The sequence below is a fragment of the Protaetiibacter larvae genome (assembly GCF_008365275.1).
Taxonomy (GTDB): domain Bacteria; phylum Actinomycetota; class Actinomycetes; order Actinomycetales; family Microbacteriaceae; genus Homoserinibacter; species Homoserinibacter larvae.
On the sequence record NZ_CP043504.1, the window covers coordinates 1,426,058 to 1,437,381 of the forward strand.

An 11,324-nucleotide genomic window follows, 5' to 3' on the forward strand; every position below is an offset into this window, starting at 1 on the left:
TTTTCTGCGAAGGGCGGGCTGAGGCTCGCCCTTCGCTGCATGTACGGGTAGACACGAGACCGCGACGGAAAGGGGCAGCGGATGGCGAGCTTCGTCGATCAGGTGACGCTGCACTTGCGCGCGGGCCACGGCGGCAACGGCTGCGTCTCGGTGCGCCGCGAGAAGTTCAAGCCGCTCGCCGGCCCGGACGGCGGCAACGGCGGCCACGGCGGCGACATCGTGCTCGTCGCCGACCCGCAGGTCACCACCCTCCTCAACTACCACCGGGCCCCGCACCGTTCGAGCGGCAACGGCGGCCCCGGCATGGGCGACCATCGTGCCGGCTACCAGGGCGAGGAGCTCGTGCTGCCGGTGCCGGTCGGCACGGTCGTGTCGACCGTGGACGGCGAACAGCTCGTCGACCTCGTCGAGCCCGGCATGCGCTTCGTGGTGGCCGAGGGCGGTCAGGGCGGGCTCGGCAACGCGGCCCTCGCGACCACCAAGCGCAAGGCTCCCGGCTTCGCCCTGCTCGGCACCACGGGCTTCGAGGGCGATGTGCTGCTCGAGCTCAAGACCGTCGCGGATGTCGCGCTCGTCGGCTACCCGAGCGCCGGCAAGTCGAGTCTCGTCGCGGCGCTCTCGGCCGCGAAGCCGAAGATCGCCGACTACCCGTTCACGACCCTGCACCCCAACCTCGGCGTCGTGGAGGCGGGCGAGGTCCGCTACACGATCGCCGACGTGCCCGGCCTCATCGAGGGGGCCAGCGAGGGCAAGGGCCTCGGCCTCGAGTTCCTACGTCACGTCGAGCGCTGCTCGGCGCTGCTGCACGTGCTCGACTGCGCCACGCTCGAGCCGGGGCGCGATCCGATCAGCGATCTCGACGTGATCCTCGCCGAGCTGGCCGCCTACCCGGTGCCCGAGGGGCAGACCCCGCTGCTCGAGCGCCCGCAGCTCGTTGCGCTCAACAAGGTCGACGTTCCGGATGCCCAGGACCTCGCCGAGCTCGTGCGTCTCGTGCTCGAGGAGCGCGGCTACCGGGTTTTCGAGATCTCCGCGGTGAGCCACGTGGGGCTGCGGCAGCTGTCGTACGCGCTCGCCGAGCTCGTCGAGGCCGACCGCCGGGCGAAGGCGGCGACGCCTCCGCCCGCCCGCATCGTCATCCGCCCGCGCGCGGTCGACGCGGTCGACTTCGAGGTGCGGGTCGAGGGCGGCACCGAGACGACGTACCGGGTGCTGGGCGTGAAGCCGGAGCGCTGGGTGCAGCAGACCGACTTCACCAACGACGAGGCGGTCGGCTTCCTCGCCGACCGGCTCGCCAAGCTCGGCGTCGAGGAGGAGCTGTTCGCGAAGGGCGCGGTGCCCGGTTCGACGGTCGTCATCGGCGAGATGGTGTTCGACTGGGAGCCCACCCTCACCTCGGCGGCCGAGCTCATCACCTCCCCGCGCGGCACCGACGCCCGCCTCGACGACAACAAGCGTGCGACGCGCGCCGAGCGCCGCGAGCAGTACTTCGAGCGGATGGATGCCAAGGCGGCTGCCCGCGCGGAGCTGGAAGCCGAGCGCGAGGCCGGTCTCTGGGCCGACGAGGACGGAGAGGACGAGGAATGAGCCTGCGGGCTGCCGTGACCGAGGCGAAGCGCATCGTGGTGAAGGTCGGGTCCAGCTCGATCAGCGGTGCCAACGCCGGACAGATCGAGCCGCTCGTCGACGCCCTCGCGGCCGCCCACGCTCGCGGTGCGGAGGTCGTGCTCGTGTCGTCCGGCGCCATCGCGACCGGCATGCCGTACCTGCAGCTCGACGCCCGGCCCAGCGACCTCGCCACGCAGCAGGCGGCGGCGGCGGTCGGCCAGAACATCCTGATCTACCGCTACCAGGAGTCGCTGCGCCGCTACGGGGTCGTAGCCGGCCAGGTGCTGCTGACGGCGGGCGACCTCGAGAACGCGACGCCGCGCTCGAACGCGCAGCGGGCGATGGAGCGGCTGCTCGGCCTGCGCATCCTGCCGATCGTCAACGAGAACGACACCGTGGCGACCCACGAGATCCGCTTCGGCGACAACGACCGGCTGGCCGCCCTCGTGTCGGAGCTCATCGACGCCGAGCTGCTCGTGCTGTTGTCGGATGTCGACGCGCTCTACACGCGTCCCCCGCAGCTGCCGGGCGCGCGGCGGATCGAGCACGTGCCGTTCGACGACGACCTCGCGGGCGTCGAGCTCGGCGACATCGGCGCGGCGGGGGTCGGCACCGGGGGGGCGGGCACCAAGATCGCGGCCGCGAAGCTCGCCGCCGCCTCCGGAACCGCGGTGCTGCTCACCTCGACGGCCCAGGTGGCCGAGGCGCTCGCCGGAGAGCCCGTCGGCACCTGGTTCGAGCCTGCCGCGACCTCTCGCTGACCCGGTGGTCGAGGAGCGCCCCGCGGAGCGGGACGCGTCTCGAGATCACCCGCGCCAGGGCTCGACGAGCTCCTCCGCCACCGCCCACAGCCGCTCGGCGAGATCGCTGCCCACCCGCGCACTCCGCGGGAGCCTCGCCCGATGCGTCGGCCCGACGAGCCCGCCCCATCCGCTCGGCCCGTAGTACGCGCCCAACTCGGCCGCGGGATCCGCGGTCGCGAACAGCAGCGGCTCCGCGCCCTGCGCGACGGTCTGCGAGGGCAGGATCGTGCGCTGGATCGGCGGCTTCGCCTGCTCGGGCGCGTAGGCGAGGTTGCGTCCCGCGGTCTGCAGGTTGGTGCGCGTGTAGCCGGGGTGCGCGATCGTGCTGCGCAGAGCCCAGCCGTTCTGCCGGGCGATCTCTGCCAGGCGGATGCCGAGCAGCGTGTCGGCGAGCTTCGACTGCGCGTACGCCCGGAACGGCACGTAGCGGCGCGTCCACTGCAGGTCGTCGAAGCGGATGCCGCCGAAGTTGGCCGTTCCGCTGCTCATGGTCGCGACGCGCGGCGCATCCGCCTCGAGCAGTTTGGGGAGCAGCAGCGTCGTCAGCAGGAACGGCCCGAGGAAGTTGCTGCCGAACTGCAGCTCGAAGCCGTCGGCCGTCTCGAGGCGCTTGGGCGGCGTCATGACGCCCGCGTTGTTGACGAGCACGTGCAGCGGGCGGTCGTCGGCGAGCTCGTCGTCCGCGAAGGCGCGCACGGTCGCGAGCTCGCCGAGGTCGATGCGGCGCAGTTCGAGTCGCGCTGCAGGGTTCTCGGCGAGCAGTTCGTCGCGTGCCGCGGCTCCGCGTTCGAGGGAGCGGACCGCCATGACGATCTCGGCGCCCGCGGCCGCGAGGCGACGCGTGGTCTCCTTGCCGGTTCCGCTGTTCGCGCCGGTGACGATGATCCGCCGACCGGTCTGGTCGGGCACCTGGTACATGGGGTCTCCTCGGGGTAGTCTATAAAGGACCGTTGGTCTCTTATCGAGAAGGTAACAGACCGCTAGTCTTTAAGCAAGGAGGACGGATGTCGACGACCGCGTTCCAGCGCGCGCGCAGTGAGGCCCAGCGCCTCGAACGGCGCGAGGCGATCCTCGCCGCGGCCGTCGAGCTGCTGCGCGAGCGCAGCGTCGCCGAGCTGAGCCTCAACGAGCTCGCGCGGCGGGTGGGGCTCGCGAAGTCGAACGTGCTGCGCTACTTCGAGTCCCGCGAGGACGTGCTGCTGCAGGTGTACGACCGCGAGTACCGCGCCTGGCTCGAGGTGTTCGACGCGCGGCTCGTCGAGGGCGGGATCCGGGGGATCGAGGCCTTCTCCGAGCTCCTCGCCGCGACCGTCGCCGAGCGTCCGATGCTCAGCGAGCTCTCCGCGAGCGCGGCCGGCGTGCTCGAGCGCAACGTCTCGGGCGAGGTCGCGGCGGCCTACAAGCGTGCGGCGATCGCGAACGCCGTCCGGCTCGCCGAGCTCGAGGCCCGACACGTGGCACCGCTCACCGAGGCGGCCGCGATCTCCTTCGTCGGCGCCACCAACCTGGCCATCGGCGGCATCTGGGCCGCGACGCAGCCCTCGCCGGGGATGGCGGCCGCCTACGACGCGCATCCGGAGCTGCACTCGCTGCGGCACGACTATCGCGTCGCCCTCCGCGAATTCGTGGCCACCCTCCTCACCGGCCTCGCCCACCGCGAGCCGGCGCTCCCCTTCGTCGCCGGCCCCTACCGCCTCACCCCCGAGCCCCCCTCGACTCCCATCCCCTCTGCATAACGCTGCAGCGGCAGGCCCGACGCGGCAGAGATCATCGCAGCCCGAAACCCATCGCTACAGCGTGAGGCAGAAGGAGCCCGAGGGGGCGAGCCGGGTGCCGGGGTTGAGCTGGTGGGTAGACTCGCCCGCATGGCTGACACCGTCACCGCACTGAGCCTCGACGACAAGCTGCGGGCCGCCCGCACGGCATCCCTCGCGCTCGCCCAGGCCTCCACCGCGCAGAAGAACGCCGGGCTCGAGGCGATCGCGCAGGCGGTCGAGACGGGCGCCGAGCGCATCCTGCCGGCCAACGAGCTCGACCTCGCCAACGGCCGCGAGAACGGGCTGTCGACCGGACTGCAGGATCGCCTCCGCCTCGACGAGGCGCGCCTCGCCGGCCTCGCCGCCGCCACCCGCGACATCATCGCGCTGCCGGACCCGGTGGGCGGGGTCGTGCGCGGGTCCACGCTTCCCAACGGCCTGCAGCTCACCCAGGTGCGCGTGCCGTTCGGCGTGGTCGGCGCCATCTACGAGGCCCGCCCCAACGTCACGATCGACATCGCGGCCCTCGCCCTCAAGTCGGGCAACGCCGTCGTGCTGCGCGGCGGGTCCGCCGCCGAGAACACCAACCGCGAGCTCGTCGCCCTCATCCAGGACGCCCTCGCGAGCGTCGGCCTGCCCGCCGACGCCGTGCAGACCATCGACGAGTTCGGCCGCGAGGGCGCCACGCAGCTCATGCAGGCCCGCGGCCTCGTGGACGTGCTCATCCCGCGCGGCTCCGCGCAGCTCATCGACACCGTGGTGCGCGAGTCGAAGGTGCCCGTCATCGAGACGGGCGCCGGGGTCGTGCACCTCTACCTCGACGCGAGCGCGGACGTCGAGATGGCGACCGAGATCGCCGTCAACTCGAAGGTGCAGCGCCCGAGCGTGTGCAACGCCCTCGAGACCCTGCTTGTCGACGCCTCGTCCGCCGAGCGCCTGCTGCCGCCCGTGCTGAGCGCCCTGCGCGAGAACGGGGTGACCCTGCACGCCGACGAGCGCACCCGCGCGCTGTTCCCGGATGCCGTGCCCGTCACCGACGAGGACTACGCGACCGAGCACATGAGTCTCGACCTCTCGGTCAAGGTGGTCGACGACCTCGATGAGGCGCTCGAGCACATCCGCAGCTACTCGACCCACCACACCGAGTCGATCGTCACCAACGACATGGCGCGCGCCAACCGCTTCCTCGCCGAGGTGGACTCCGCGGTCGTCATGGTGAACGCCTCCACACGCTTCACCGACGGAGGCGAGTTCGGGTTCGGCGCCGAGGTCGGCATCTCCACCCAGAAGCTGCACGCGCGCGGCCCGATGGGGCTGCCGGAGCTCACGAGCACCAAATGGATCGTGCGCGGCGAGGGTCAGGTGCGCGGTTGAGCCGCGCGTCGTTCCCGCGCCGTCGCGGCTAGACTCGACACGAACCCACCCGAAAGAGGATCGCATGCTCAGCACGCTTCTGGCCGCCGAGGAAGAGCTCGCCCCGCTCATCGCCCCGCCGATCGTGTTCGCGGCGGTCGCCGCCGCCATCTTCATCGTGCTCGGGTTCGTCACCTGGAGCTACCGTGACGTGGCGAACCGCCACAGCGACAAGACCGCAGGCCAGGACGCGGCGGGGCACGGGCACCACTAGGCTCGCCCCGTGAGCGAAGGAGCCGCGCGTCGACCCCGGGTCGGCGTCATGGGCGGCACCTTCGACCCCATCCACCACGGCCACCTGGTCGCGGCGAGCGAGGTGCAGCAGACCTTCGACCTCGACGAGGTCGTCTTCGTGCCCACCGGGCAGCCGTGGATGAAGTCGAGCGTCTCGCCCGCGGAAGACCGCTACCTGATGACGGTCGTGGCCACGGCGTCCAATCCGCGGTTCACGGTGAGCCGTGTCGACATCGACCGCGACGGTCCCACCTACACGATCGACACGCTGCGCGAACTGCGTGCCGAGCGCCCCGACGCCGAACTGTTCTTCATCACGGGCGCGGATGCGGTGGCGCAGATCCTGCAGTGGAAGGACGTCGACGAGCTCTGGGAACTGGCGCATTTCGTGGCCGTGTCCCGCCCCGGGCATGCCCTCGACATTCGCGGATTGCCGGAGGCTGGCGTAAGCTCGCTGGAAGTGCCCGCTCTGGCCATCTCCTCGACGGAGTGCCGCGAGCGAGTCGCCCGGGGCTACCCGGTGTGGTACTTGGTCCCCGACGGTGTTGTGCAGTACATCTCCAAGCACCACCTGTATCGGAGTTCGACATGACGACCTATCAGGATCAGCCGTTGTCGCGGCGCGCGATCCGTGAGCGCGAGGCGGAGGCCGCCCGCGCCGCTGAGGCGACGGCTGCCGCAGCCGCCGGGTCGTCGACGTCCCCGGAGGCGCCTGCGCCGAGCGCCGAGCCGCTCAGCTACCTCACGCAGGGCCGCACGCCGATCCCCTCCTACGATTCGCCGATCGTGCAGCCCGCCGAGCCCGGATGGCAGCAGCAGTCGCAGCCGCAGGTGGTCGCTCCGGCCGCAGAGAGCGATGCCGCGGCGGAGTCGGGCTTCCGGGCCCGGGACTTCAGCCCCGAGGGGCGTCGTGCTGCACGGCTCGCCTGGGGGTCCACGCCGGTCGAGAGCGCCGACCTGGAGTACCGCACCGAGAACCGGGTCGTGCGCGGTTCCGCCGAGCCGACCGCCGAGCCGACCGCCGAGCCGCCGGCAACCGCATCCGCCCCCGTCGTCGCCCCGCCCGCTCAGCCGGAGGGCACGCTCACCCGACGCGAGCTCCGGGCGCTGCGTGAAGCCCAGGAGCGGACCGGGGAGCAGGCCGCCGCGGAGCAGGCCGCCGCGGAGCAGGCCGCCGGGGAGCAGGCCGCGACGCCTGAGCCGGCCGCGACGCCTGAGCGGGACGACATCCCGTCGTGGCTCGCCGCCTTCGCGCCACCGGCCGCCTCGACCGAGGCAGCGCGGGAGGTGCCGCCGCCGCTCATCGAGCCCGAGGAGCCGCACACCGACGCCGTCGCGAGCCTCGAAGCGCTCTTCCGTGCGAACACGGGGGTCATCCCGGCGCAGCCGGTCGAGCCGGCCCCGTGGTCCTCGGCGCCGATCTCACCGACGCCCGTGCAATGGAACGTCGCGCCCCCCGTCGCACCCGCGCCCGTTCCGCCCGCGGCGTCGCCGGTGACCTCGGAACCGCCCGTCGCGTCCGTTCCCCCCGTGATCTCCGTTCCCCCCGTGGCCTCGGTGCCCCCCGTGGCCTCGGCACCTCCGGCGGCCTCGGTGCCGCCGGTCTCCGAGCCCGAGGCGGGAGTGCTTCCGCCGATCACCTCGTCCCTCGCATTCCCGCCGGCGCCGAGCTTCGCGGAGTACAGCTCGGGGCTGCAGCCGCCCTCGCCCTTCGATCAGGCCACCGTCGCGCCGCCGCTCACCCCGTGGACGGTGCCCGCCGCGACCACCGCCGCGGAGCCCGCGACCGTCGACGCGGTCGAGGAGGCCTCCTCCGAGTCCACGGGCGATTCGCAGCCGCCCGTGGTCGGCGAGCGCCCGCGCAACCACTGGTCGCGGCAGGCGGAGCTCGACGACGAGGTGCAACCCGACACAGGTGCCCTTTCGCGGGATGTGGGCGGCGGCCCGGCCACCGCGAACGTGCTCGTGCTGCCCGAGATCCCGACCCCCGACATCATCGTGAGTCCGCTGACCAGCACGGGGGATGTGCTCGTCACCGGCTCGATCTCGCTGCCGTCGAGCCTCGCCTCCACGGGCGCGCTGCCGACGCAGCTCGACGAGTCCGACCTCGACCACCTGCTCGACCCGGGCGACAACCAGGTCGCCTCGGCCGATTCGCAGCCCGTCCGTGCCGTGCGTGCCGTCAGCACGCACACCTCGTCGCGCGAGATCATCGGCTCCATCACGCCGAAGCGCGGCAACCGCGCACTCACCGTCCTCATCGTCTCGGCCGCCGGAATGGCTGTCGTCGTCGTCGCCCTGCTCGTGGTCGCCATCACCTCGGGCGTGCTCGGCTAGTGACCCGGAAGAAGAGCCTCCCTCTGTGACTGCAACCGATCGTGCGCGCGAACTCGTGCGCATCGCCGCTCGTGCCGCCGACGCGAAGAAGGGCCAGGACATCGTCGCCCTCGATGTGTCCGGTCCGCTTCCGCTGACCGACGCCTTCCTGCTCGTCTCCGGCGACAACGAGCGCAACGTGCTCGCCATCGCCGGCGGCGTGGAGGAGGCGCTCATCGACGCGGGCGCGAAGCCCATCCGTCGCGAGGGCCGCACTGAGGGGCGCTGGGTGCTGCTCGATTTCGGCGACCTCGTGGTGCACGTCTTCCACGAGGAGGACCGCATGTTCTACTCGCTCGAGCGGCTCTGGAAGGACTGCCCGACGCTGCCGCTGGGGCTCGACCCTTCGCTGATCGAGTAGCCCGCGGAGCGGGCGTGTCGAGATCACCCCGCTCAACCCGCTCCGGAATCTGTTGTAAGCTTGTCGAGTTGTCTCCGGCATCCGGAGTGCAGCCCACGGGTCTGTGGCGCAGCTGGTAGCGCACCTGCATGGCATGCAGGGGGTCAGGGGTTCGAGTCCCCTCAGATCCACCAAACTACTGATCAGAAGCTGATTCCTGGCTCTCCACCTGGAGAATCGGAATGGCTGTTCGACAGATATTCGACACTTCGCCGCCCATCCTCGGCCTGACCGGGGGCGTTCTCGGAGTCCTTCGCGGAACTTTGGGAACGCGAACGCACCTCTCTGGCATGAGAGACGATTCCATGCCCCCGGACGGCTTCGAGCCGATCCTGTCCTTGTCCGAGCTGGCCGCCCGGCTCGGCGTCACGCCGCAGACCATCTACGACCTGAGAACCCAGGGGCGCGGCCCCCGCGGCTTCCGGGTCGGGAGGCAGCTGCGGTTCCGCGTCAGCGAGGTGGACGCCTGGCTGGCCCGCCTGGAGGATGACGATGCCCGCCGCCACGACGCCGGGGGGGCACGGTGAGCGCCGGGCGCCCCCGGACCCCGATCGGCGCCTACGGCGAGATCGGGGTCCGGCCGAAGGGTCGCGGCTACATCGCCACCGCCCGCTACCGCGACCGGGACGGCCGCCTCCGCCCCGTGACGGCGACCGGTCGATCCGAGTCGGCCGCTCGTGCCCGGCTGAAGGACCGGATGCTGCACCGGCCGGGCCACGGCCCGGCCGGGGTGCTCGACGCGACGAGCCCCTTCCCTGAGCTTGCCGAACTGTGGCTGGCGGACCTCGCCATGCAAGATCTCGTGGACGGCACGAAGGACAACTACCGGGACGACCTGCGCCTGCACGTCATTCCCGCCTTCGAGCACTTCGCGCTCGGGGAGATCACCACGGGCAGGGTCGAGGGGTTCCTGAAGTCCGAGGCGCAGGTGTCGTACTCGCGGGCCAAGCACTCGCGCACGATGCTGAACCTGCTGTTCGGCTTCGCCCTGCGCCACGACGCGATCCCGCGCAACCCCGTCGAGGGCACTAGCCCGCTCAGGAAGCCGAAGGGCGAGCCGCAGGCGCTCACCCTGGCACAGATCGCCGCCATCCGGCGCGCGGCCGCGACCTGGCGCACCGGCGCAGGCGCCAAGGGGCCGAAGCCGGACGGCCAGGTGCGCGACATCATCGAAGTGCTGCTCGGCACGGCCCTGCGCATCGGCGAGTGCCTAGCCCTGCGGCCCTGCGACATCGAGGACGGGTCGCACGGCATGATCCTGGCCGTCCGCGGCACCGTCGTGTTGCGCACCGGCTCCGGCGCTGTTCGACAGGACCACCCGAAGACGGAGCACTCGGTTCGGCGGATCGCCGTCCCGCAGTTCGCCGCCGCGGTGATCCGCGCCCGGCTTGCGCCGCTCGGCCCGGAGGACGCGGAGCGCACCATCTTCCACAACCGGAAGGCCGGCCCGCTCAGCCCCTACAACGTGCGCCGCACGTTCCGGGCGTTCCTCGAGCTGGCCGGTCTGGCCGAGTCGGGGATCACGCTGCGCTGGTACCGGCGCACCGGCGCGACCGTCATCGCCCGCGGCGCGGGCACCGATGCGGCGGCTGCATTCCTCGGCCACGGCTCCACGGCGATCACCGAGGGGCACTACATCGAGCCCGACCGCAGCGTGGACCTCGGCCCGGCAGCGCTGCTGGAGCGCACCCTGCGCCCGGTCGATGCGGACGGCTTCCTGCTCGCGCTCCCCGCGACCCGTGCGGAGGATGTGGCGCTCGCGCAGTTCGACGACGAGGAAGGCGATGACGAGGGGTGGCAGGCGGCATGACGGTCCAGGTGAATCACCCGCACCGTGCACCGGTGCGGGCAAGTTGCCCCAACCGGACCCTCGATCATGCGGGATCGATGCGCCGGGCGCCAACCGCAAGGGCATTGCGCCCGACACCCCGACCCCGCGGTGAGCAGCTATCCGGGGTGGGGGAGCATCCGGTCATTCACCAGCACGACGCTTTGCCCCACCCCGATTCGCCCGCGCTGCATCCCCGCATCTCTCAACGCCGCCCCCGTCATCCGACCCCCTACCGCCTCGCCGTCCGGCAGCCCATCTGTCTTCCAAGACACCAGACCCCTCCCAGATGCGGCACACCTCTTGCAATCGAGGACGGCGCCTGTTTCGTCGGTGACGAAACAGGCGCCAGAAGCGCGGTGCTCCCATGAGCTATGAAGACCATTTCGACCCGGAGAAGGACGACCCTGAACTGCGTGCACGGCTGCGGGAGGTATGGGGAGAACTCGGCCCGCGCTCCCGAGGGCCGCACGTCAGGCAGAGGCTGATCGGGCGCCGCAACGCGCCGATCCGCGAGTGCGTTCGTTGCGGCAACGCGCTTCCAGCCGGCAGCAGCAAAGGCCGTCCGCGCCTCTACTGCTCCGCGACTTGTCGCAAGGCCGCTTACGAGGACCGCCGCGCGCACCGCGACGGCGCCGTGCGGGTGCAACTCGTCGATCGCGTGGTCGTGGAGACCCACGAGCGCATGATCCGGAGCGACCACCCGATGCAGACCTGCATCGACAACGTTCTCGACGACACCCAGGTCACCTGGCGCCTGCTGCGCGAAATGTCCCGCCGGGTCGGCACCCGACGCATCGACCCCGAGGACGACGCCTTCTGGGATCTCTACGGCAGCGTCGAATTCCTGCACGAGGCGTTCGTTCGCGCTGCGGAGTGAAAGCAGCCCGTCTATCGGGCTCGTC

Annotated in this window: 12 protein-coding genes and 1 tRNA gene; 12 read left to right on the top strand and 1 reads right to left on the bottom strand. The window is 71.6% G+C overall.

The window, feature by feature from the left end; all coding sequences use genetic code 11:
- Nucleotides 1-81 precede the first annotated feature (81 nt).
- The gene (gene obgE / locus FLP23_RS06770) at nt 82-1,587 is read left to right on the top strand and encodes a GTPase ObgE (protein WP_149325154.1); all 1,506 of its coding nucleotides are present in this window, start codon (nt 82-84) and stop codon (nt 1,585-1,587) included.
- Nucleotides 1,584-2,369 (top strand): glutamate 5-kinase, encoded by a 786-nt coding sequence (gene proB / locus FLP23_RS06775; RefSeq protein ID WP_149325155.1) that lies wholly within the window; start codon nt 1,584-1,586, stop codon nt 2,367-2,369. Before obgE ends, proB begins: the two co-directional genes overlap by 4 nt.
- 45 nt (nt 2,370-2,414) lie before the next feature.
- Here the strand turns inward: proB and FLP23_RS06780 are convergent, their stop codons facing one another.
- Entirely contained in the window at nt 2,415-3,329 is a 915-nt protein-coding gene (locus FLP23_RS06780; protein WP_149325156.1) for an SDR family oxidoreductase, read from the bottom strand.
- A gap of 86 nt (nt 3,330-3,415) precedes the next feature.
- Here FLP23_RS06780 and FLP23_RS06785 point away from each other — a divergent pair, with 86 nt between their 5' ends.
- The 10 genes from FLP23_RS06785 (at nt 3,416) to FLP23_RS06830 (ending at nt 11,299) form a co-directional block, all read left to right on the top strand.
- On the top strand, nt 3,416-4,147 hold the full coding sequence (locus FLP23_RS06785; protein ID WP_149325157.1) for a TetR/AcrR family transcriptional regulator: 732 nt from the start codon (nt 3,416-3,418) through the stop codon (nt 4,145-4,147).
- Nucleotides 4,148-4,276: 129 nt separating this feature from the next.
- A complete protein-coding gene (locus tag FLP23_RS06790; RefSeq protein WP_149325158.1) occupies nt 4,277-5,542 on the top strand; it encodes a glutamate-5-semialdehyde dehydrogenase in 1,266 nt (421 codons plus the stop codon).
- Nucleotides 5,543-5,606: 64 nt separating this feature from the next.
- Complete coding sequence (locus tag FLP23_RS06795) at nt 5,607-5,795, top strand: hypothetical protein (protein ID WP_149325159.1); 189 nt, start codon at nt 5,607-5,609, stop codon at nt 5,793-5,795.
- Between the two features lie 9 nt (nt 5,796-5,804).
- Nucleotides 5,805-6,407 (top strand): nicotinate-nucleotide adenylyltransferase, encoded by a 603-nt coding sequence (nadD, locus tag FLP23_RS06800; protein ID WP_149325160.1) that lies wholly within the window; start codon nt 5,805-5,807, stop codon nt 6,405-6,407.
- Nucleotides 6,404-8,152 carry a hypothetical protein gene (locus FLP23_RS12225; RefSeq protein WP_168200394.1) on the top strand — a complete coding sequence of 583 codons (1,749 nt, stop codon included), beginning with the start codon at nt 6,404-6,406 and terminating at the stop codon, nt 8,150-8,152. Before nadD ends, FLP23_RS12225 begins: the two co-directional genes overlap by 4 nt.
- 25 nt (nt 8,153-8,177) lie before the next feature.
- Nucleotides 8,178-8,552, top strand: coding sequence for a ribosome silencing factor (rsfS, locus tag FLP23_RS06810; RefSeq protein WP_149325161.1), 375 nt, complete (start codon nt 8,178-8,180; stop codon nt 8,550-8,552).
- Nucleotides 8,553-8,649: 97 nt separating this feature from the next.
- A tRNA-Ala gene (locus FLP23_RS06815) sits at nt 8,650-8,725 on the top strand.
- A gap of 156 nt (nt 8,726-8,881) precedes the next feature.
- Nucleotides 8,882-9,118, top strand: a complete 237-nt coding sequence (locus FLP23_RS06820) for a helix-turn-helix transcriptional regulator (RefSeq protein WP_246139924.1) — start codon at nt 8,882-8,884, stop codon at nt 9,116-9,118.
- Nucleotides 9,115-10,401: a tyrosine-type recombinase/integrase gene (locus FLP23_RS06825; protein WP_149325162.1), complete on the top strand. Its 1,287-nt coding sequence runs from the start codon at nt 9,115-9,117 to the stop codon at nt 10,399-10,401. The genes FLP23_RS06820 and FLP23_RS06825 overlap by 4 nt, the downstream gene beginning before the upstream one ends.
- Nucleotides 10,402-10,786: 385 nt before the next feature.
- A complete protein-coding gene (locus FLP23_RS06830; protein WP_149325163.1) occupies nt 10,787-11,299 on the top strand; it encodes a hypothetical protein in 513 nt (170 codons plus the stop codon).
- The last annotated feature ends 25 nt before the right edge of the window (nt 11,300-11,324 follow it).

Coding starts and splice junctions, on each gene's coding strand:
- FLP23_RS06790 (WP_149325158.1), top strand. CDS start 4,277: ATGGCTGACACCGTCACCGCACTGAGCCTCGACGACAAGCTGCGGGCC.
- FLP23_RS06785 (WP_149325157.1), top strand. CDS start 3,416: ATGTCGACGACCGCGTTCCAGCGCGCGCGCAGTGAGGCCCAGCGCCTC.
- proB (WP_149325155.1), top strand. CDS start 1,584: ATGAGCCTGCGGGCTGCCGTGACCGAGGCGAAGCGCATCGTGGTGAAG.
- FLP23_RS06780 (WP_149325156.1), bottom strand. CDS start 3,329: ATGTACCAGGTGCCCGACCAGACCGGTCGGCGGATCATCGTCACCGGC.
- FLP23_RS12225 (WP_168200394.1), top strand. CDS start 6,404: ATGACGACCTATCAGGATCAGCCGTTGTCGCGGCGCGCGATCCGTGAG.
- FLP23_RS06820 (WP_246139924.1), top strand. CDS start 8,882: ATGAGAGACGATTCCATGCCCCCGGACGGCTTCGAGCCGATCCTGTCC.
- FLP23_RS06795 (WP_149325159.1), top strand. CDS start 5,607: ATGCTCAGCACGCTTCTGGCCGCCGAGGAAGAGCTCGCCCCGCTCATC.
- FLP23_RS06830 (WP_149325163.1), top strand. CDS start 10,787: ATGAGCTATGAAGACCATTTCGACCCGGAGAAGGACGACCCTGAACTG.
- obgE (WP_149325154.1), top strand. CDS start 82: ATGGCGAGCTTCGTCGATCAGGTGACGCTGCACTTGCGCGCGGGCCAC.